The 19,621-nt window shown below is 71.0% G+C and carries 19 protein-coding genes and 1 tRNA gene; 12 read left to right on the top strand and 8 right to left on the bottom strand.

Going from position 1 to position 19,621, the window contains the following annotated elements; genetic code table 11:
* Positions 1-144: 144 nt before the first annotated feature.
* Positions 145-423 (bottom strand): hypothetical protein, encoded by a 279-nt coding sequence (locus tag LIU39_RS12980; protein WP_227046817.1) that lies wholly within the window; start codon positions 421-423, stop codon positions 145-147.
* A 79-nt stretch (positions 424-502) separates the two neighbouring features.
* On the opposite strand from LIU39_RS12980, the gene LIU39_RS12975 reads away from it, so the two are divergent.
* Both LIU39_RS12975 and LIU39_RS12970 read left to right on the top strand, forming a co-directional pair.
* Positions 503-1,261, top strand: a complete 759-nt coding sequence (locus LIU39_RS12975; RefSeq protein ID WP_227046816.1) for a GntR family transcriptional regulator — start codon at positions 503-505, stop codon at positions 1,259-1,261.
* A 476-nt stretch (positions 1,262-1,737) separates the two neighbouring features.
* Entirely contained in the window at positions 1,738-2,871 is a 1,134-nt protein-coding gene (locus tag LIU39_RS12970; RefSeq protein WP_227046815.1) for an oxygenase MpaB family protein, read from the top strand.
* Between the two features lie 126 nt (positions 2,872-2,997).
* On the opposite strand, the gene LIU39_RS12965 is transcribed toward LIU39_RS12970, so the two are convergent.
* Positions 2,998-3,159 carry a hypothetical protein gene (locus LIU39_RS12965; protein ID WP_227046814.1) on the bottom strand — a complete coding sequence of 54 codons (162 nt, stop codon included), beginning with the start codon at positions 3,157-3,159 and terminating at the stop codon, positions 2,998-3,000.
* 98 nt (positions 3,160-3,257) lie between these two features.
* Positions 3,258-3,935 (bottom strand): phosphate signaling complex protein PhoU, encoded by a 678-nt coding sequence (gene phoU / locus LIU39_RS12960; protein WP_227046813.1) that lies wholly within the window; start codon positions 3,933-3,935, stop codon positions 3,258-3,260.
* A 571-nt stretch (positions 3,936-4,506) separates the two neighbouring features.
* On the opposite strand from phoU, the gene phoR reads away from it, so the two are divergent.
* Positions 4,507-5,832, top strand: a complete 1,326-nt coding sequence (gene phoR / locus LIU39_RS12955) for a two-component system sensor histidine kinase PhoR (RefSeq protein ID WP_227046812.1) — start codon at positions 4,507-4,509, stop codon at positions 5,830-5,832.
* A gap of 5 nt (positions 5,833-5,837) precedes the next feature.
* Positions 5,838-6,509 (top strand): two-component system response regulator PhoP, encoded by a 672-nt coding sequence (gene phoP, locus LIU39_RS12950; protein WP_467605373.1) that lies wholly within the window; start codon positions 5,838-5,840, stop codon positions 6,507-6,509.
* 123 nt (positions 6,510-6,632) lie between these two features.
* On the opposite strand, the gene LIU39_RS12945 is transcribed toward phoP, so the two are convergent.
* Positions 6,633-7,280 carry a copper chaperone PCu(A)C domain-containing protein gene (locus LIU39_RS12945; protein WP_227046811.1) on the bottom strand — a complete coding sequence of 216 codons (648 nt, stop codon included), beginning with the start codon at positions 7,278-7,280 and terminating at the stop codon, positions 6,633-6,635.
* Positions 7,281-8,183: 903 nt separating this feature from the next.
* Here LIU39_RS12945 and LIU39_RS12940 point away from each other — a divergent pair.
* The 7 genes from LIU39_RS12940 (at position 8,184) to LIU39_RS12910 (ending at position 15,420) form a co-directional block, all read left to right on the top strand.
* Positions 8,184-8,666, top strand: coding sequence for a CarD family transcriptional regulator (locus LIU39_RS12940; RefSeq protein WP_003953493.1), 483 nt, complete (start codon positions 8,184-8,186; stop codon positions 8,664-8,666).
* Between the two features lie 438 nt (positions 8,667-9,104).
* The gene (ispD, locus tag LIU39_RS12935) at positions 9,105-9,854 is read left to right on the top strand and encodes a 2-C-methyl-D-erythritol 4-phosphate cytidylyltransferase (protein WP_227046810.1); all 750 of its coding nucleotides are present in this window, start codon (positions 9,105-9,107) and stop codon (positions 9,852-9,854) included.
* Positions 9,847-10,365 carry a 2-C-methyl-D-erythritol 2,4-cyclodiphosphate synthase gene (gene ispF / locus LIU39_RS12930; protein ID WP_227046850.1) on the top strand — a complete coding sequence of 173 codons (519 nt, stop codon included), beginning with the start codon at positions 9,847-9,849 and terminating at the stop codon, positions 10,363-10,365. Before ispD ends, ispF begins: the two co-directional genes overlap by 8 nt.
* A gap of 171 nt (positions 10,366-10,536) precedes the next feature.
* Positions 10,537-10,938 (top strand): PPOX class F420-dependent oxidoreductase, encoded by a 402-nt coding sequence (locus LIU39_RS12925; RefSeq protein ID WP_227046809.1) that lies wholly within the window; start codon positions 10,537-10,539, stop codon positions 10,936-10,938.
* Between the two features lie 157 nt (positions 10,939-11,095).
* Complete coding sequence (cysS, locus tag LIU39_RS12920) at positions 11,096-12,490, top strand: cysteine--tRNA ligase (protein WP_227046808.1); 1,395 nt, start codon at positions 11,096-11,098, stop codon at positions 12,488-12,490.
* 151 nt (positions 12,491-12,641) lie between these two features.
* Positions 12,642-13,598 (top strand): 23S rRNA (guanosine(2251)-2'-O)-methyltransferase RlmB, encoded by a 957-nt coding sequence (gene rlmB / locus LIU39_RS12915; protein ID WP_227046807.1) that lies wholly within the window; start codon positions 12,642-12,644, stop codon positions 13,596-13,598.
* A 172-nt stretch (positions 13,599-13,770) separates the two neighbouring features.
* Positions 13,771-15,420, top strand: coding sequence for a DoxX family protein (locus LIU39_RS12910; protein ID WP_227046806.1), 1,650 nt, complete (start codon positions 13,771-13,773; stop codon positions 15,418-15,420).
* 78 nt (positions 15,421-15,498) lie between these two features.
* Here LIU39_RS12910 and LIU39_RS12905 read toward each other — a convergent pair whose 3' ends face one another.
* The 4 genes from LIU39_RS12905 to LIU39_RS12890 all read right to left on the bottom strand — a co-directional run bounded on the left by LIU39_RS12905 (position 15,499) and on the right by LIU39_RS12890 (position 19,200).
* Entirely contained in the window at positions 15,499-16,494 is a 996-nt protein-coding gene (locus LIU39_RS12905; RefSeq protein ID WP_227046805.1) for an alpha/beta fold hydrolase, read from the bottom strand.
* Positions 16,495-16,630: 136 nt separating this feature from the next.
* A complete protein-coding gene (locus LIU39_RS12900; RefSeq protein ID WP_227046804.1) occupies positions 16,631-17,359 on the bottom strand; it encodes a nucleotidyltransferase family protein in 729 nt (242 codons plus the stop codon).
* Between the two features lie 30 nt (positions 17,360-17,389).
* Positions 17,390-17,806, bottom strand: a complete 417-nt coding sequence (locus LIU39_RS12895; RefSeq protein WP_227046803.1) for a hypothetical protein — start codon at positions 17,804-17,806, stop codon at positions 17,390-17,392.
* Positions 17,807-18,063: 257 nt separating this feature from the next.
* Positions 18,064-19,200 carry an ABC transporter ATP-binding protein gene (locus tag LIU39_RS12890; protein WP_227046802.1) on the bottom strand — a complete coding sequence of 379 codons (1,137 nt, stop codon included), beginning with the start codon at positions 19,198-19,200 and terminating at the stop codon, positions 18,064-18,066.
* Positions 19,201-19,376: 176 nt separating this feature from the next.
* On the opposite strand from LIU39_RS12890, the gene LIU39_RS12885 reads away from it, so the two are divergent.
* A tRNA-Thr gene (locus tag LIU39_RS12885) sits at positions 19,377-19,450 on the top strand.
* Positions 19,451-19,621: the final 171 nt, after the last annotated feature.

Genomic DNA, 19,621 nt, shown 5'->3' with positions numbered 1-19,621 from the left:
GGGCCGGTTGAATGCGAAGCGACCGTCAGGCCCGACGGCCGGTCGGACATGCATCGAGGAACGGCGAGGCTGACTCATTGGGACGCCCCGCTCGTCCGTGTGCGAGACGGTGTGGCGGATACGGTTGAACATGCTGATCAGCTCCTATCGCTGATGGCCCGGCCCCTGGACTTCGCCCGTCGCGGGGGCCGTTGTGTGTAAGGCAGCCCATAAGGTGCGGCCGTTCAAACTGTTGACAAGGAGCCCGAACCGATCGGCTTCCGCCAGCGCTTCCAGGACCTCTCGCCACGACTCGGCGGAGAGCGGCTCCGGTATCTCCGCTTCGATCGACGTGAAGTGGGCGTGACGTTCCACGCGCGGGGCGAGTCCGACGGCGGATAGCCGGGTTGCGATGTCTTCGGCGCTTGCCTCCGAAGCAGGCACAGAGCAGCCCCCGTCGTCACTGGATCACGTTAAGTGAAGCTAGTTAACTAGATTAGAGCTAGTGGACTAGATTTTCCATATGCCTGAGCAACCGCCGTATCTCCGCATCGCCGACGAGCTCCGGCGACGGATCACGGAGCATGAGTGGACACCGGGAGACCGCCTTCCCTCGCGCGCGCAGATCGCCCAGGAGTGCGGCGTGGGGGAGAACGTGGTCCGACGGGCTCAGGAGCTACTGATCTCCCAAGGGGCGTTGGAAGGCCGCGCCGGATCCGGTACGTACGTCGCCGCTCCCCGTCGGCGGGTACGCGTGGTCCGTTCTTCGGCACGCGAGCAGCCGAACGGCTCACCGTTCCGCGCGGACATGAAGGCCGCGGGCAAGCAGGGGGATTGGGAGAGCCGGACTGAGGCGAAGGTGCCGGCCCCGGCTGAGATCGCGTCGCGGCTCGGCATCGTCGAGGGCGACTTGTGCGTCCGTACCGTGTACGAGTTCCTCGCCGACGGCAGGCCCGTGCAGTTGTCGACGAGCTGGGAGCCGTACGACCTCACCGCTGGCACCCTCGTCGTCCTTCCGGAGGGTGGGCCGCATGCCGGGCAAGGCGTGGTCAACCGCATGGCCGAGATCGACATCGCGGTCAGCCACGCCGTCGAGCAGCCGGAGCCACGGTTGGCGACTGCCGAGGAAGCGTCGCTCCTGGGCATCCAGAAAGCCGCTCTCGTCACGCACATCAAGCGGACCTACTACAGCGACCAGGGACGGCCGGTAGAGACGGCGGACATCGTCCTTCCCGCAGCGCTGTGCGAGATCGTTTACGAGGTCCCCATCGGTCGGCAGTAACCCGCGCGGTGAGTGGCGGACGGGCCGCTCCTGGGCCGTCTCTGGGCCGTCCGAGGTTGCTCAAGGGCACCCGATGACGACCAATGGCGACCACTCACCCGGAGTCGATCAGCGTCTCCACCTGCGAAAACCCTGGTCGGCGAGATATCCCGCAAGACCCAAGGCAAGAAGAAGTAGCACGCCCCCACCGAGCCCCCCGCCCGCGGATTCGCCCGCCGGCGGGGGGCTCGGTGCTGCCCGCGACGGGTTCGTCAAGTGGCGGATCAAAGCGCCGAGTTGGGGCACAGTGGTGGCCTCTTCGGGGGCGTTCGCAAGATCCTTCACTCGAAAGGCGGGGAGTGCGCGGGGCGGGTGTTTTCCGCCGTGGGGGCGGAGAAAGTGGAGCCTGGTGCGCGCATCACGTACGGGCCCGCGGTCACCTGGGCCCCCGGCCGGTCGCGCATCTTCGACCCCGCTCCGTCGGAAGGAACCCCTCCGTGCCACTGACCCTGGAAGAACTCCCCAAAGCCGACAAGGTAGGCGACCCCCAGGCGGACGCGCTGGTGGCGGACCTCCTGGATTCCGGGGACGTCGACGGCGTCAACGGGCTGTTCCGCACCATCGGCACCCTCTCCGCCGCCCACCCTCAACTCCCGCCCAGGCTCGAAGCGTTCCTCCACGAGGCCGCCGCCCCGCCGCCCGGCTGGACGGCCGACGACGTGCGCAGGGCGGAGCAGTTCTTCGCGCACCACCACGGCACCGCGTCGATGATGCAGGGCACCGTCGGCCTGATCGGCTGCTACCTCTCCCCGGCCGGAGCCTTCACGCTGCGCTCCACCGGGCGCCTGGGAGGACAGGAAGGCCCCGGGCGCCGCCTGTCCCAGTCGTCCCGGCTCTTCCTCGACATGGGCAACAAGAACGCCCTCACCGACGGTTCCCTGGCCGCCGACGTCACCAAGGTGCGTCTGGTCCACGCCTCCGTCCGCCGGCTCCACAAGAATTCCGGGCAGTGGGACTACGAGAAGTGGGGCGAGCCGGTCTCGCAGAAGTACACCGGCGGCGCCGGCTTCGTCTTCTCCACACAGGTGCTGGAGTGCATGGCCCACCTCGGCCTGCACGTCGACCCGGAAGACGCCGACGGTTTCCTGGCGGCCTGGCACTACGTCCTGCACTACCTGGGCACTCCCGAGGAGTGGCTGCTGCCCAAGAACGCGGGTGAGGCCCGTGAGGTGTGGCACGCCGCACGTGACAGCGAGTGGCAGCGCAGCGACGACGGCATCTTCATGACGCGGCAGGCCCTCGACTTCTACCGCGGCTACCTGCCACCCGGCTTCCACGACGCGTTCGTCGCGATGATCCGCACCGCGCTCACCGACCACTACGCGGACCTGGTCGACATCCCCCGCTCGGCCTTCGACCTGGCCGCGAAGCCCGCGACGACGGTCAGTTCGATCTTCGGGGCGGCCGCGGGTTTCGGCGGTGACGCGGCGAAGCCGGTGGCGGGAGTGAACCCGTTCGAGGAGGTCATCGGCATGGCCAACAAGGCGTTCAACGCCGTGGAGCACTACGCCCTCACCCACGACCAGGACAATCAGCCGCAGATGCATGCCGAACTGCACGACGGCCGCTGAGCGCGGGATGCGCGCGGGCCGCTGAGCACGGTGGCGCGCGGCCTCCGCAGGGCGCCGCGCACGTCACCGGCCCCGTACGGCAAGGTGCCGTACGGGGCCGGATGCGTTTCTGCCCGGATCGCGGTGTTACCCGCAGCAGCCGCCGCACTGGCACGGCGCGCCGGACTGGCAGCCGCAGCCGCAGCCGGAGCCGCAGCCGCAGGCGCCGAGCAGGGGCAGGTGTGGGCGAGCGACGTCCGTCGGCTCGCCGCGGGTCGTGGCGTCGTGGGAATCCGTGCGCAGTGCCATGAATTGCCTCCTCGGGATCACCTGCCGCCATTGCAAGCCCGTGCAGAGCGGCGCGTCAACGGCGCGCAGAGGCACACGACAGCGGCGCGATCCGCTCCCTAAGCGCCCTCGACCGCCGTCGGCGGCGCGATCTCGTCGGCGTGCTCGCCGGTCACCAGATAGACGACCCGCTTGGCCACGGACACGGCGTGGTCCGCGAACCGCTCGTAGTAGCGGCCCAGCAGCGTCACGTCCACGGCGGTCTCGATGCCGTGCTTCCAGCGGTCGTCCATCAGGTGCTGGAAGAGCGTGCGGTGCAGCAGGTCCATCGCGTCGTCGTCCTGCTCCAGCTGGAGGGCCAGGTCGACGTCCTTGGTGATGATGACCTCGCCGGCCTTGGCCATCAGGCGCTGCGCCAGCTGCCCCATCTCCAGGATGGTGGCGTGCAGATCGCGCGGCACGGCCGTCTCGGGGAACCGCAGCCTGGCCAGCTTGGCGACGTGCTGGGCGAGGTCGCCCGAGCGCTCCAGGTCGGCGCTCATCCGCAGGGAGGTGACGACGATCCTCAGGTCGGTGGCGACCGGCTGCTGGCGGGCGAGCAGGGTGATGGCCCGCGCCTCCAGGTCGCGCTGGAGGTCGTCGACCTTCTCGTCGGCGGCGATCACGCTTTCGGCGAGCTTGAGGTCCGCGTCGAGTATCGCCGTGGTGGCGCGCCCGATCGCGGAGCCGACGAGCCGGGCCATCTCGACCAGACCTTCGCCGATCGAATCCAGCTCCTCGTGGTACGCGTCCCGCATCTGTGACCTTCTCTCGCATCGAGTGGTGGTGTGGGAAACCCGCGGTAAGGAACGGCACGGTGCACGCTCCGCTCCCACGCTCCCACGGTCTGTGCGCGCACGGACCGGACTCCGGGAAGAGGCTCCGGACGGTCCCCGGGAGACCGCCCGGATACCGTGTCCAGGACGGCATCCGGGAATCCGTGGCTCCAGGAGGCCGCGCCCGGCTCATGGCCGCGCGCCGCTGCGGGACCGATTCGCCGCCGCATCCGCACGGTCCTCACAGTGAGCGGACCGCGCGACGTGCGGTGCCATCCGGAGTGAAGCGCGGCTGACGCCAAGGTGAACTCTGGGCGACGCGGCCGGGCGCCGAGGGTGATGCCGGGAGGACGGGCGGACCGGCCGGGGGTAGGGGGCGGCGGTTCCGGCCGCCACGGGGGCCGGAGGCCGTCCCCGGGGAACGCTCCGGCGGCCCGCTCGCGGCGCCCGGGGTGAACCACCGCCGACGCCACGGTGAACTCTGGGCGACGGGTGTTCGAGCAGACACTCGCACGGCTGGGGAAGTGTCCGACCAGGCGCATAACCTGGAGCCATGAACGTGGACGCGGCCGTCGCCGCAGTGGCAGCGATAGCCGGGTTGTGCACCGGCGTCTTCGCCATGCTGGCGTTCCGCTGGAGCGAGCGCGACCAGATCAAGCCCACGCGGACATCCCTGCACACCGACGCCGTGCTCCCGCCCGGCGTCGACACCGTCCTGTCGGTGCTGCGCTCCTCCGCGGTGGTGCTGGACGAGGCCGACTCCGTCGTCAAGGCCAGCTCCGCCGCCTACGCGCTCGGTCTCGTCCGCGGCGGCAAACTCGCCGTCGAGCCGATGATGCAGATGACCCGCGACACCCGCAGGGACGGCGAGATACGCCAGGTCGAGCTGGATCTGCCGCGCCGCGGCACCGGCCGCGGTGACGCCCTCGCGGTCTCCGCCCGGGTCGCCCCGCTCGGCTCCCGGCTGGTGCTGCTGCTGGTCGAGGACCTGACGGAAGCCCGTCGCATAGAGGCGGTGCGCCGCGACTTCGTGGCCAACGTCAGCCACGAGCTGAAGACGCCGGTCGGCGCGCTGTCGCTGCTCTCCGAGGCGGTGATGGACGCGAGCGACGACCCCGAGGCCGTCACCCGCTTCGCCGGCCGGATGCAGAACGAAGCGACCCGGCTCACCAACCTCGTCCAGGAGCTGATCGACCTCTCCCGGGTCCAGAACGACGATCCCTTGGAGGACGCCGAACCGGTCCGGGTGGAGGAACTGGTCGAGGAGGCGGTCGACCGCTGCCGCCAGCAGGCCGGCGCGAAGCAGATCACCATGGCGTCGAACCTGGGCGGTCCGGCGGGCTCGTCCGCCGAAGGCAGTGCGGGGCGCGGCCCGGCCGACAGCCCTGAGCTGTACGTATGGGGCAACCGCGGCCAGCTCGCCGCCGCCCTCGGCAATCTCGTGGAGAACGCCGTCAACTACTCCCCGGCGCGCACCCGCGTCGGGATCGCCGGCCGCCGGGTGTCCGCCCCCGGTGGCGACCTGATCGAGCTCGCGGTGACCGACCAGGGCATCGGGATCTCCGAGAAGGACAGGGACCGCGTTTTCGAGCGGTTCTACCGTGTGGACCCGGCGCGCTCGCGCGCCACCGGCGGGACCGGCCTCGGCCTCGCCATCGTCAAGCACGTGGCCGCCTCCCACGGGGGAGAGGTCACAGTGTGGAGCGCTGAGGGACAGGGCTCCACCTTCACCCTGCGTCTCCCGGAAGCCGGAGCCGTACGCGACCGCGAACGGCCCGCCGACCTCACCGCTACGGAGGCCCTCGACGAAGAGGACCGGCCGTACGAGACCTTCAACGATCCGCTTCCAGCTCACCCTGCCCCGGAGGTCCTTCCGTGACCCGAGTGCTCGTCGTCGAGGACGAGGAATCGTTCAGCGACGCACTGTCGTACATGCTCCGCAAGGAGGGATTCGAGGTCGCCATCGCGGCTACGGGCCCCGACGGACTGGACGAGTTCGAGCGCAACGGCGCCGACCTGGTCCTGCTGGACCTGATGCTGCCGGGCCTGCCCGGCACTGAGGTCTGCCGCCAGCTGCGTGGCCGTTCCAATGTCCCGGTCATCATGGTGACCGCCAAGGACAGCGAGATCGACAAGGTGGTCGGCCTGGAAATAGGAGCCGATGACTACGTCACCAAGCCGTTCTCCTCGCGCGAACTGGTCGCCCGCATCCGCGCGGTGCTGCGGCGGCGCGGCGAGCCGGAGGAGGTCACTCCGCAGGCGCTTGAGGCCGGCCCGGTCCGAATGGACGTGGACCGTCACGTCGTCACGGTCGGCGGCGGCAAGGTCGACCTGCCGCTCAAGGAGTTCGACCTGCTGGAGATGCTGCTGCGCAACGCGGGACGGGTGCTGACCCGTATGCAGCTCATCGACCGGGTGTGGGGCGCCGACTACGTGGGCGACACCAAGACCCTGGACGTGCACGTCAAGCGGCTGCGCGCCAAGATCGAGCCGGACCCGGGCGCACCGCGCTACCTCGTCACGGTCCGCGGTCTGGGCTACAAGTTCGAGCCGTAAACCGCCGCGGCACCACCGGCCGCTCGGCCGCCCGCAGTGCGCGTCAGGGGCGCCCCTCCCATCCGGAGGGGCGCCCCTGACGCGTAGCGCTGTGCGGTGGCCGCCCGGGAGGGCGGCGGCCGGTCAGTGACCGGCGTGCTCGCCCTGGCCGGCCGTGCCGGACGGCGACTCCGTACCGGCCGGGCTCCCGGAACCGGCCGGCTTGCCCGACTCCGAGGGCTTGCCGGAGCCCGACGGGGTCGCACCCGGCTGCGGCACGATCGTGGGGCCGTACTCCTTGAAGTAGCCGTTCGCCGGGACGACGTAGGCCCGCAGCTGGACGGTGCCGGTCTCGCTGAAGCGGAAGCTCACGGGCTGCGCGTTGCCGTCCTGGACGGCCTCCCGGCCTTCCGCCAGGACCGCGGTGGCGTTGCCCTTGCCGCCGATCACGACGGAACCGCCGGCCGGCACGGTGATCGGCCCGGCGCCCTTCACCGGGGTGAGCTTGGCCTTCTTGCCGGTGTCCACGAGGGTGATGGCGGTCAGCTTCTGGTCCTTGGTGCCGCTGTTGAACACCGTCGCGGTGATCGCGGCCGGGCCCTTGGCCTTGAGGTCGGGCTGGGTGACCACGGACGCGTTCTGGACCTTGATGTCGCCGACGGTGGTCGCGGCGTTGTCCGGCTTGACCTCCAGCGTCTGGGCGTCGTTCCCGGCCCCGCACGCGGAGAGCGTGGCGATCGAGAGCGTAAGGACGGTGGCGGCGAGGACGCCGCGTCGAAGGCTGCGGCTCACGGCGGCGGCATCTCCTTGGACGAGCTTCGGCGGCCGAACTTCGTCCGGTCGCGGTGGACGGCTGGGGCGGCCGATGCGTACGCGTCATGACGACGGGTGCGTAAAGCCGCCCTAAGGGTGTGTCAGCGCCGCTAGGTTACCGAGCCGCCCTCGTGCCGCCGCACCCGACCCGCCCCCTGGGTGATCACGCCCCGGATCACCCCCGGCGGACACGGGGCCGGAACGGGGCGGACACGCCCGGCAGACGTCACGGGCGCGCGCCGCACCGCGCCCCCTCGGCGCGCGCTCCGGACACCCCGCATACGGCAGCCCCCACCGAATCCACCCTTCACCATCCGTCGCCTCACCCTCCGCCTCCACCGAAATCCCCGCCGTATCTCAGGCCCTCTCTCCGCTCCCCCTCTCCGGTCTCTTCGCGGCCTTCTCAGTGCAGCGGTGAGGGAACGCGGATCGGTAAGTCGGGGAATATGCGCGAAGAGACCGTTCGGGTGGCCGTCCCGCCGGATTCCGCGCAGGTTTCCCCGATGAAATGGAGTATTCGCAGGGAATGCGGCCGGCCCGCGGAATTGATCACGCACCTCCCGCCGTCGGCGGGTGATCAATTCGAGAAACCCGACCGGGGCGCTCGCACGCACCGAACGGAGTAGCGGAAGTCGCTCATACGGATCCGTGCAAACCGGGACTTTCGTCCTGTTGATCAACGACTTCCCGACGTGTCGCGGGCCTGTTTCCGCCCGCCTGAGAAGGGGCTCCCACCTGCGAATACCTGTCCGCGGCGGCCCCTCGCAGCACGTTCCAGGTATGCTTGTCAAGCCCCGAGATATGCCCTGACCTGCGAAAACGCCATTCAGAACGGCCCGTTCACGTGTTAGCATGGATAGCCACGGAAGGGGTACCTGTCACATGACGTTCAAGGTTGGCGACACCGTGGTCTATCCCCATCACGGGGCCGCGCTGATCGAGGCCATCGAAACTCGCCAGATCAAAGGCGTGGACAAGACCTACTTGGTGCTGAAGGTCGCCCAGGGCGACTTGACGGTTCGTGTACCGGCGGACAATGCGGAGTTCGTCGGCGTACGCGATGTGGTCGGCCAGGACGGGCTGGACCGGGTCTTCGAGGTGCTGCGCGCACCGTATGCCGAAGAGCCGACGAACTGGTCCCGTCGCTACAAGGCAAATCTCGAGAAGCTCGCTTCTGGTGACGTGATCAAGGTCGCCGAGGTCGTCCGCGACCTGTGGCGTCGGGAGCGCGAGCGCGGACTCTCCGCCGGTGAGAAGAGGATGCTCGCCAAGGCGCGCCAGATCCTGGTGAGCGAGCTGGCCCTCGCGGAGAACACCAACGAAGACAAGGCCGAGGCTCTGCTCGACGAGGTCCTCGCGTCCTGACGACGCAGGCTGTGCCGGAGCGATCTGTGGTGACGCGACGCAGGTGGTCCCGGTGCAGTGATGCAACGCAGTAATGCCGCGGTGCCCGAGTGACGACTTCTCCTCCGGAGGGGTCTGTTGCCGGGCGCTGCGGCATATCTGCGGCCCTTCCCGGTCCCGGACTCCCGTCCCGCACCGCCGGATCCCGCGCCGCGTGGTCGCGCCCGGAGGTACGGGGGAGCCGACGACACCGGCTGTGCCGTGCACGGCCGGTCCGGGCCCTGAGCGCCCGCCGTATCAGCCAGGTGGTGTGCCGGGCTCGGGCAGCTGACTCGACCACTGTCACGGAAGGGGCGGTCAAGGCGTCGCGCCCGGCACGCTGTGGCCATACCCACCCCGGCTGAGGCAACAAACCTGTCTGCGCCAATTCCGGGAACACCCCGGACTCCGGAGCCTTCGATGCCAGATTCTTCCCGTCCGATCCGCACCGCCGCGGTCATCCCCGCCGCAGGTCGCGGGGTACGGCTCGGCCCCGGCGCCCCCAAGGCGCTGCGCGCGCTGGGCGGCACCCCGATGCTCGTGCACGCGGTCCGTGCGATGGCCGCGTCCCGTGCCGTCTCCCTCGTCGTCGTGGTCGCGCCGCCGGACGGTGCGCCCGAGGTCCGCAGCCTGCTCGACGAGCATCCGCTCGGCGGCCGCACCGAGCTCGTCGTCGTCCCGGGCGGCGAGACCCGCCAGGACTCCGTGCGCCGCGGGCTCGCCGTGCTGCCCGATGACACCGACGTGGTGCTGGTGCACGACGCGGCGCGCCCGCTGGTGCCGGTCGACACCGTCGACGCGGTGATCGCCGCCGTACGGGCCGGTGCCCCGGCCGTCGTCCCGGCGCTGCCGCTGGCCGACACGGTCAAGCAGGTCGAGCCGCGTTCCCCGGGTGAGCCGGAGCCGGTGACCGGCACTCCGGAGCGGGCCCTGCTGCGGGCCGTGCAGACCCCGCAGGGCTTCGACCGGGAGACCCTGCTCAAGGCGCACGAGACGGTCGCCGTCGAGGGCGAGGGCGCCACCGACGATGCCGGGCTCGTGGAGCGGCTGGGGGCGCCGGTGGTGGTCGTCCCCGGTCATGAGGAAGCGTTCAAGGTGACCCGGCCGCTGGACCTCGTCCTGGCCGAGGCCGTACTCGCCCGTAGGAGGGCCACCGATGGCTATGTCTGAGCCGACCACCGATTCCGGCGCCGACGGGCTGCCAGGACTGCCTCTCGTCGGCATCGGCACGGACGTGCACGCCTTCGAGCGGGGCCGTGAGCTGTGGTGCGCGGGGCTTCTCTGGGAGGGCGAGGAGTACGGCCTGGCCGGGCACAGCGACGGTGACGTGGCCGCACATGCCGCCTGTGACGCGCTGTTCTCCGCGGCCGGCATCGGCGACCTCGGCGCGCATTTCGGCACCAGCAGGCCCGAGTGGTCCGGGGCCTCCGGGGTGACGCTGCTGGCCGAGGCCGCGCGCCTGGTCAGGGCCGAGGGTTTCGCGATCGGCAATGTCGCGGTACAGGTCATCGGCGTACGCCCGAAGGTCGGCAAGCGGCGGGACGAGGCGCAGAAGGCGCTGTCGGCCGCGGCCGGTGCGCCGGTTTCGGTGTCGGGGACGACCTCGGACGGGCTGGGGCTCACCGGCCGTGCGGAGGGCCTCGCGGCGGTGGCGACGGCGCTGGTGGTCCGCAGGGCGTAGCGCGCTCCCGTAGGGGCGGGTGGCCGGGGTGTTCCCGTACGGTCCGGCGCCCGTCCCTTACGGGGCACCCCGGCATGTCCCTGGAAGGCGCGGGAATGCCGTTGGGGGGTGGGGAGTTGGGGAAGAAACGGAGTGTTCATGCCCCCGGCCCGGTTCTCAGGAAGGACTCCCGTGACGGCCACCCTGTCCGATGACCTCAAGAACCTCCTCGATGCGCCGGTCTTCGTGACCGTGGCGACGATCCAGCCGGACGGCAGCCCGCAGCTGTCCCCGGTCTGGGTGAAGCGGGACGGCGACGAGCTGCTGTTCTCGACGACGCTCAGCAGCCGCAAGGCCCAGAACCTCCTCCGTGACCCGCGGGTGAGCGTCGTCCTCCATCCCGCTGACACGCCGTACGTGTACGCCGAGATACGCGGCAGTGCCGCGCTGAGCACCGAGGGCGGCCCCGAGCTGGCGGACGAACTGTCGCGGAAGTACACCGGCAAGGACTTCGCCGACTTCGCCCCCGAGCCGGTCAGCGGCGAGCGGGTCGTCGTGCGGATCACGCCGCACAAGGTGGTGGGCCGCCTCTGAGCGTGCGGTGAGGTCCCGGGGCTGCGCACGGGCCCGGTGGTCTGCCGGGCCCTGGTGCGCCCGGTGATTCCTCGCGAATCGGGCGAGTGTCACGCTTGTGTCTCCGCGCGACTGAAGGGGTCGCGGTGCACTCCCTCATTCCGACTACCCTGGTTCCGTGACGATTCGCCTGTACGACACCAGCGCCCGGCAGATTCGCGATTTCACCCCGCTCACGCCGGGCTGTGTCTCGATCTACCTGTGTGGCGCTACCGTGCAGGCCGCCCCGCACATCGGGCACATCAGGTCGGGACTGAACTTCGACATCATGCGCCGCTGGTTCGCCCACCGCGGCTACGACGTGACGTTCGTGCGCAATGTCACGGACATCGACGACAAGATCATCAAGAAGTCCGCCGAGCAGGGCCGCCCGTGGTGGTCGATCGGTTACGAGAACGAGGTCGCCTTCAACGCGGCGTACGACGCGCTCGGCTGCCTGCGCCCGACGTACGAGCCGCGTGCGACGGGCCACATCCCCGAGATGATCGAGATGATGCGCGGCCTGATCGACCGTGGCCACGCCTACGCCGCCGACGGCAACGTCTACTTCGACGTGCGCTCCTTCCCCGGCTACCTGGAGCTGTCCAACCAGGAGCTGGACAAGCTCAAGCAGCCGTCCGGCGAGGGTGAGACCGGCAAGCGCGACTCCCGGGACTTCGCGATGTGGAAGGCGGCCAAGGAGGGCGAGCCCAGCTGGGAGACCCCGTGGGGCCGTGGCCGTCCCGGCTGGCACCTGGAGTGCTCGGCGATGGCGCACAAGTACCTGGGCCGCGCCTTCGACATCCACGGCGGCGGCGTCGACCTCGTCTTCCCGCACCACGAGAACGAGATCGCGCAGGCCAAGGCGTTCGGCGACGACTTCGCCGCCTACTGGTCGCACAACGCCTGGGTGACCATGAGCGGCGAGAAGATGTCCAAGTCGCTGGGCAACTCCGTGCTGGTCAGCGAGATGGTCAAGCGCTGGCGGCCGATCGTGCTGCGCTACTACCTGGGCACCCCGCACTACCGCTCGATGATCGAGTACAGCGAGGAGGCGCTGCGCGAGGCCGAGTCGGCGTTCGCGCGGATCGAGGGCTTCGTCCAGCGGGTCGTCGAGAAGGCCGGGGCCGTCGAGCCGGCGCCCGAGGTCCCGCCGGCCTTCGCCGAGGCGATGGACGACGACCTGGGCGTCCCGCAGGCGCTGGCGATCGTGCACACCACCGTCCGGCAGGGCAACTCCGCGCTGACCGCCGACGACAAGGAGGCCGCCGTCGCCAGGCTGGCCGAGCTGCGGGCGATGCTCGGCGTGCTCGGCCTCGACCCGCTCGACGAGCGGTGGTCGGGCGGCGGCACGGACCGCGGCGAAGACCTGCACGGCGTGGTCGACTCGCTGGTCCGTCTGGTGCTCGACCAGCGGCAGGCCGCCCGTACCCGCAAGGACTACGCGACCGCCGACGCCATCCGTGACCAGCTCCAGCAGTCCGGTCTCGCCATCGAGGACACCCCGTCAGGGCCGCGCTGGTCGCTGTCCTGACCCCGTCGTGAGCCCCGGCGTGATCTCCGTCGTGACCCCCGGCCGCCGTCCGGATTCGCCCTTCCCGGCGGCCGCGGGCGACACTCAATCCATACGTTCGTACCCACTCCACGTCGCGAGACGTCGAGAGCAGTGAAGAAACAGGTGACCCATGGCCGGCAACAGCCAGCGCAGGAACCGCCGCACGTCCAACAAGAAGGGCGCGCAGGTCGGCAGCGGCGGCCAGCGGCGCCGGGGCCTGGAAGGCAAGGGGCCGACCCCGCCCGCCTCCGCGCGCAAGGGGCATGTCAAGAACCGCGTGGCCAACGCCAAGGCGAAGCAGGCGGCCGCGCGCCGTCCCGCGCCGCGGCGCGGCGGCGCGAAGGGCACGTCGGAGCTGGTCGTCGGCCGTAACCCGGTCTTCGAGGCGCTGCGCGACGGGGTGCCCGCGACCGTTCTCTACGTCCAGCAGTTCATCGACACCGACGAGCGGGTGCGCGAGGCGCTCCAGCTCGCCTCGCAGCGCGGCGACATCAACCTCATGGAGGCGCCGCGCCCCGAGCTGGACCGGATGACCAACGGCCTCAACCACCAGGGCCTGGTCCTTCAGGTGCCGCCGTACGACTACGCGCACCCCGAGGACCTGGCCGCGGCCGCGTTCGACGACGGCGAAGAGCCGCTGATCGTGGCGCTGGACGGGGTCACCGACCCGCGCAACCTCGGCGCCGTCGTCCGCTCCGTGTGCGCCTTCGGCGGCCACGGCGTGGTCGTGCCGGAGCGCCGCGCGGCCGGGATGACGGCCGGTGCGTGGAAGACGTCGGCGGGCACCGCGGCCCGTACGCCGGTCGCCCGTGCCACCAACCTGACCCGGACCCTGGAGCAGTACCAGAAGGCCGGTCTGACGGTCGTCGGTCTGGCCGCGGACGGCGAGACGGAGCTGCAGGACGTCGCGGCGCTGGACGGGCCGGTCGTCATCGTCGTCGGCAGTGAGGGCAAGGGCCTGTCGCGGCTGGTCGGCGAGACCTGCGACGTGCGGGTGCGGATTCCGATGCCGGGCGGCGCGGAGTCGCTGAACGCCGGTGTCGCCGCCGGTGTCGTCCTGTGGGAAGCGGCGCGCCGCCGCGGCTGAGCGGATGCCTGCGGGTACCGGCCGTCCAGGAGGGCGGCCGGTACGGCGGCGGTTCAGTCCAGGGCAAGACGTGACGCTCCGTACGATTTCCGGCGATCCCGTGACCTTTTGACGGGTCTCGGACAGATCGGCGTGGTCAAGACAGTGTCTTAACCGCTCGTCACTCGGTTAGATGAGCGTGGACACCAGAACACCCCGCACACCTACGGGGGGACGCTCGCCTGGCTTCGATGACGAGCCGCTGTTGAGCTCGGTCAAGGTGCCGTGCGACCCCGCGCAGGTCATCGTCAACCACGCCAGCTTCCGTGTGCAGCTCGCCGCGCCCGTCGTGAGCCGGGCCATGGCGTCGGCCGCGCTCCTCCCCGCCATCAGGGGGACGGCAGGCGGTGCCAGACGACGGGCCCCCGTGGTGTGGACCGGCCGCACGGATCCGGGCAGCCAGACCGGCGCCACCACCCAACTCCTGCGCGCGGTCCGCCATGCGGGCCTCGGCCTCGGCGCCGCCGAGCCGGGCGACGACGCCGGCACGACCCAGGTCCTGCCTCGGGTACGGCTCGACGACGGGGCGCAGGCGCCCGCCGCCACCGTCATCGGGCAGCGCGGCCCCACCGACTCCGACACCTCGCTCATGCGCGGCGTGCGGCCCGTCGGCGGCGCGTACGACGGCACGGGCCACGACGCCTACGACGGCGCGTACGGCGGCCCGCACTCCCGCGACGCGTACGCCGAGGACCGCTACGAAGCGCAGGACCGCTACGACACGGCGGCCCGGCGGCGCAACGCCGACAGCGTCCGGCACGCCTACTATCCCGGGCGCCGGATGAACCTCGGCGTCGTCCTGCTCCCGCTGCGTATCTTCCTCGGCCTGATCTCCATCTATGCCGGGATGGGCAAGCTCTGCGACCCCGTCTACTTCGACGGCGGCGAGCGCGGCTCGATGGTCAAGTGGATGCTGTCGCTCGATCCTTGGGCGCTGGCCGTCCCGCTGCGGGACTTCGCCGTCGCGCATCCGGTCGGGGCCGGCCTGACCGTCGCGTTCCTCCAGGTCGTGGTCGGCGTGCTGACCATCTGCGGCCTGTGGCAGCGGCTGGCGGCCTCGTTCGGCGCGCTGCTCTCCGCCGCCCTGCTGATGACCGTCACCTGGCGCAACGTCCCCGCCTACGACGCACCGGACATCATCTACCTCGCCGCCTGGAGCCCGCTGATCATCGCGGGCGCGCCGGTCTACTCCATGGACGCCCGGCTGGCCGGCGAGGCATGGCGGCGGCTCGGCCCGCGCGTCGACGTCATCGACCTGCGGCGCCGGGTGCTGCGCCGCGGCGCCGTGCTGGCGGCCGTGATCGGGGGGCTCACGCTGCTCATCGGCTCGCTGCTCGGCGGGGCCGTACGGTCCGCGACGGTGGTGCCCGTGCCGCGGCCGGGTGAGCCGGCGATCAACAACCTGCCCGGTTCGCCGCTGCCCAGCCCGCGCCGTCACGTCACCCGCCCCCAGCAGTCCAGGACCGCCGCCCCTGAGCCCACGGGTACGCCGACGGCAGGCGCCTCGCACACCGCGGGCCCGTCCGGCTCGCCGTCCGCCTCGGCCCCCGGCAGCTCCCCGTCGGCGGGCAGCACCAGCGGCACCGCCCAGCAGCCCGGCGCGACCACCAGCGGGGCGCCGCAGCGGACCGCACCGACCCACGCCCCGGCGCCCACCCGGGCGTCGCCCACCTCGGGAGGCGCCGGCGGTGGCGCCACCGGAGGCGGCTCGGACGGGGACAGCAGCGGCGGCTCCGGTGGCGACTCCGGACACCACGGCACCCTGGGCGGCCTCCTGGGCTGACCCGCCCCGGGTGCGCCCCGGCCCCCGAACACCCCGTATGCGGAGGGGAGTTCGGGGGCCGGAGTCCGTTGCGGCCCGCTACCGGGCGGGGGCGGGCAGCGACCGCAGCCAGTCGACGAGGAGGCGGTTGACCTCGTCGGGGCGTTCCTGCTGCACCCAGTGGCCGCAGCCGTCGAGAAGGTGCGAGGAGACCAGGCCCGGCAGGGTGGTGGGGAAGGCGTCGATGGCGTCGGCCATCCAGGTCGTGGAGGCGTCGCGGGTGCCGCCGATGAACAGTGAGGGCTGGGTGAGCGGGGCCCCGTCCAGGGCGCTCAGGTCCGACCAGTCACGGTCGACGTTCCGGTAGCGGTTGAGCGCCCCGGTCAGCCCCGTCCGCTCGAACTCCTCGGCGCAGACGTCGAGATCGGCCTCGGTGAGCCAGGACGGCGAGGCGCCGCGGACGAACCGGTCGGACATCCGGCCGCCGTCGGGAACGAAGAAGTGCCCGGAGCCGCCGTCCGCGGGCATGGTGTCGCCGGACAGCGAGGCGTAGAACCCCGCGAGCCAGCCGCGGACATCCGGTTCGATCTCCGCCTCGGCCCGGCCCGGCTCCTGGAAGTAGCTGACGTAGAACTCCTCGCTGCCGCCGATGGCCGCGAACGCGTCGGTCGGCCGGTAGCCGTTCCGGGGTGCGTAGGGGACGCCGAGCAGCGCGACGGCGGTGCAGACGTCGGGGCGCAGCAGCGCCGTGCCGGCGGCGATGGGGGAGCCGACGTCGTGGCCCACGAGCGTCGCGGTTCGTTCGCCCAAGGCGTGCACGACCGCGACGTTGTCGGCGACGTGGGCCGCCATCCGGTAGCCGCCGACGTCAGCGGGCTTCGACGAGCGCCCGTAGCCGCGTACGTCGATCGCGACCGCGCGGTAGCCGGCCGCGGCGAGCGCCGGGAGCTGGTGGCGCCACGAGTGCCAGGTCTCGGGGAAGCCGTGGAGGAGGAGCACCAGGGGGCCCGAGCCCTGCTCCACCAGATGGATGCGGCCGTCGGGAACGTCCACCAAGCGGTGTGTCGGGTCCGGCAACGGGGTGGGCTGCGGCATGCGTCCTCCCAGGGAGACGGGTTCGTCGTGGCCGGCCGCTCCGTGCCCGGCCGGTACGGCGGAGCATGCGGCAGCGGGCGGGGCGGCCGTGAGCGAACTTGCCGTTCCGGCAAAACCGGGCGGCGCGCCGCCGGTCTCAACTCGCCTGCGCGCCCAGTTCCTTGGCGGCCTCGGTGAGGTCCTTGGTGGTGTCGATGGCCCGCCAGTAGGCGCCGTGCGGAAGCGGGTAGCCCGCCAGCCGGCGTTCGCGGGCCAGCCGCGGGAAGGTGGTGCGCTCGTGGTCGCCGCGTACCGGCAGCAGGTCGGCGAAGGCGGCGGAGAAGACGTAGACGCCGGCGTTGATGAGGTACGGCGAGGGCGGCGCCTCGATGAAGTCCAGGACGTGCCCGAACTCGTCGGTCTCCACGACGCCCCACGGGATCCTGGGGCGGGCCAGCGCGAGGGTGGCATCGACGCCGCGTTCGTCATGGAAGGCGGCCATCTCGCGGAGCGGGAAGCGGGTCCAGATGTCGCCGTTGGTGGCGTACCAGGGCTCGTCGGGCCGGGGGAGGGCGGCGGCCGCATATTTGAGCCCGCCGCCGCGTCCCAGCGGTTCGGTCTCGACAACTGTCGTGACGCTCAAGGGGAGTTCGGTCTCGTCCAGCCAGTCCTTGAGGACGTGGGCGAGGTGGCCGCAGGAGACCACCACGTCGGTGACGCCTTCCGAGGCCAGCCAGGTGAGCTGATGGCCGATGATCGGGGTTCCGGTACCGGGAATCTCGACCATCGGCTTGGGGCGGTCGTCGGTGTACGGACGGAGGCGCGAGCCCTGGCCTCCTGCCAGGACAACGGCCTGCGTGGGGAACGGGGGCGGGGCGACTGTCATGATTCGCACCCTATGCGGTGCGAGAGCAGGTCACTGGGCGGCGGCGACGCCGGTGGCGAAGGAGGTGTCGCAGACCGGGCGGGAGAACGCCTGGGCGCGATGCGCGGCACCGTACTTGATGACGGCTGCCCGTCCCAGCGCCTGCGCGATGGACACGCAGTGCTTGGCGAGGGACGGCCTTTCGGTCGTGGCCTTCTGGAGATGGGTCAGGGCGACCCCGGGGTCCTTCTCCTGTAGTTCGACCAGGAGGCGGTCCCGGAGGACGTCCTGCGGGGCGCGGGGGGCGGCCTTGGCGGCGACCTTGCCGGAGGACGCGGTCAGCACCTGCGGATCCGTGGCCGTCGAGGCCCACGGCACGCGGGTGACCGCGAGCGTCCCGGAGAGGACGAGGACGACGGGAAGGACGAGGGCGAGAGTTCTGCCGATACGGCGGGCTGCGGAGTTCACGGTCGCGATGGTAGCGAGGGGTGACGATGTGGCGACATTTGGTCACCTTATCGGGGGACGGAACGGCCGTCGGGGCGGTGCTGATGTTGACGTACAGATTCGAAAAGCGGTGTGTGGTGGGGAGTTCGGAGGGCGTCGGGGTGTGTGGAGGAGGGCCTGCAAGTACGAGCAAAAGGGGGGGCACGCGAAAGGGGCGGCGCGGCACTCGGCCGCCCCGCCCCTTCCCGCTTCAGCCGGACCTCGCGCCCGGCCCGCTTTCAGTCGCTCAGTCGCTCGCCCGAGGACGTTGAGAAGACATGCGTCTCGCCCGGCAGCGGCACGACGTGCAACTGCGCGCCCTTCTCCGGTACCTGGCGGCCGTTGACCCGTACGACCAGGTCCTTGATCTCGCCGCCGACCTCCGCGGAACCGTAGACGTAACCGTCGGCGCCCAGCTCCTCGACGATGTTGACCGTGACGGCCAGGCCCGCGGGCGCGTCGGCCGATGCCTTGGACAGCGACTTCGCGGCAGCGCCGTTCTGCTCGACGATCTCGAAGTGCTCGGGACGCACGCCGACGGTGACCGTCGTGTCGCCCTTGTCCGCCGCCGAGGTCAGCGCCTCACGGCTGACGGGCACGACGCTGTTGCCGAACTTCACCCCGCCGTCGGTGATCGGCACCTCCACGAGGTTCATGGCGGGAGAGCCGATGAACCCTGCCACGAACAGGTTCGCCGGCCGGTCGTACATGCTCCGCGGCGAGTCGACCTGCTGGAGCAGCCCGTCCTTGAGCACCGCGACCCGGTCGCCCATCGTCATGGCCTCGACCTGGTCGTGGGTGACGTAGACGGTGGTGATGCCCAGGCGGCGCTGGAGCCCGGCGATCTGCGTACGGGTCTGCACGCGCAGCTTCGCGTCGAGGTTGGACAGCGGCTCGTCCATCAGGAAGACCTGCGGCTCCCGGACGATCGCCCGGCCCATTGCCACCCGCTGCCGCTGGCCGCCGGACAGTGCCTTGGGCTTGCGCCCGAGGTACTCCGTCAGGTCCAGGATCTTCGCCGCGTCCTCGACCTTCTGCCGGATCTCGGCCTTCGGCACACCGGCGATCTTCAGGGCGAAGCCCATGTTGTCCGCGACGGTCATGTGCGGGTAGAGCGCGTAGTTCTGGAACACCATGGCGATGTCCCGGTCCTTGGGCGGAAGGTGCGTGACGTCACGGTCGCCGATGCGGATGGCCCCGCCGTCGACGTCCTCAAGACCGGCGAGCATGCGCAGCGAGGTCGACTTGCCGCAGCCGGAGGGGCCGACCAGAACGAGGAACTCGCCGTCCTCTATGGCGATGTCGAGCTTGTCGACCGCGGGCTTCTCGGAACCCGGGTAGACGCGGGTTGCCTGGTCATAGGTGACCGTAGCCATGGTGATGTGTCCCTTCACCGGCAGGAACGTGCCGGACGATCCGAGTAAAAGGAGTGGCGTGGCCCACAATCGTGGGCTGCCCGAGACGCTACCTGCGGCAACGCCCGGTGTCAGTAGCCCACCGGTCACGAAATGGCGACCGGCATCCGGCCCGCCTGGGTACACTGCTTCCGCACGCCTCCTTAGCTCAGCTGGCCAGAGCACCGCTCTTGTAAAGCGAAGGTCGTCGGTTCGAATCCGACAGGGGGCTCTGAGTAGGAGCGTTATGACCTGCGGTTTTGTTGCGCGGGGGCGCTGTGATTGGCCCCGGACTCCTTGTCCGGGGCCTTTTGCGTGAGCGGTGCGTGAGCGGATGTGTCGCCAAGTCCCGTTACGGCGGCGGATTCCCCGGCAGTTTTGGACGGATCCGGTGCGGCCTCGC

Source organism: Streptomyces pinistramenti, from assembly GCF_020564935.1.
Classification (GTDB): Bacteria; Actinomycetota; Actinomycetes; order Streptomycetales; family Streptomycetaceae; genus Streptomyces; species Streptomyces pinistramenti.
The sequence above is the reverse complement of the archived record's forward strand: the minus strand, read 5'-3'. Positions and strand labels throughout refer to the sequence as shown.

Excerpts from the sequence above, each read along its gene's own strand:
- LIU39_RS12975 (WP_227046816.1), top strand. The coding sequence starts at position 503 with ATGCCTGAGCAACCGCCGTATCTCCGCATCGCCGACGAGCTCCGGCGA.
- LIU39_RS12965 (WP_227046814.1), bottom strand. The coding sequence starts at position 3,159 with ATGGCACTGCGCACGGATTCCCACGACGCCACGACCCGCGGCGAGCCG.
- phoU (WP_227046813.1), bottom strand. The coding sequence starts at position 3,935 with ATGCGGGACGCGTACCACGAGGAGCTGGATTCGATCGGCGAAGGTCTG.
- phoR (WP_227046812.1), top strand. The coding sequence starts at position 4,507 with ATGAACGTGGACGCGGCCGTCGCCGCAGTGGCAGCGATAGCCGGGTTG.
- LIU39_RS12940 (WP_003953493.1), top strand. The coding sequence starts at position 8,184 with ATGACGTTCAAGGTTGGCGACACCGTGGTCTATCCCCATCACGGGGCC.
- ispD (WP_227046810.1), top strand. The coding sequence starts at position 9,105 with ATGCCAGATTCTTCCCGTCCGATCCGCACCGCCGCGGTCATCCCCGCC.
- ispF (WP_227046850.1), top strand. The coding sequence starts at position 9,847 with ATGTCTGAGCCGACCACCGATTCCGGCGCCGACGGGCTGCCAGGACTG.
- rlmB (WP_227046807.1), top strand. The coding sequence starts at position 12,642 with ATGGCCGGCAACAGCCAGCGCAGGAACCGCCGCACGTCCAACAAGAAG.
- LIU39_RS12910 (WP_227046806.1), top strand. The coding sequence starts at position 13,771 with ATGAGCGTGGACACCAGAACACCCCGCACACCTACGGGGGGACGCTCG.
- LIU39_RS12905 (WP_227046805.1), bottom strand. The coding sequence starts at position 16,494 with ATGCCGCAGCCCACCCCGTTGCCGGACCCGACACACCGCTTGGTGGAC.
- LIU39_RS12900 (WP_227046804.1), bottom strand. The coding sequence starts at position 17,359 with ATGACAGTCGCCCCGCCCCCGTTCCCCACGCAGGCCGTTGTCCTGGCA.
- LIU39_RS12890 (WP_227046802.1), bottom strand. The coding sequence starts at position 19,200 with ATGGCTACGGTCACCTATGACCAGGCAACCCGCGTCTACCCGGGTTCC.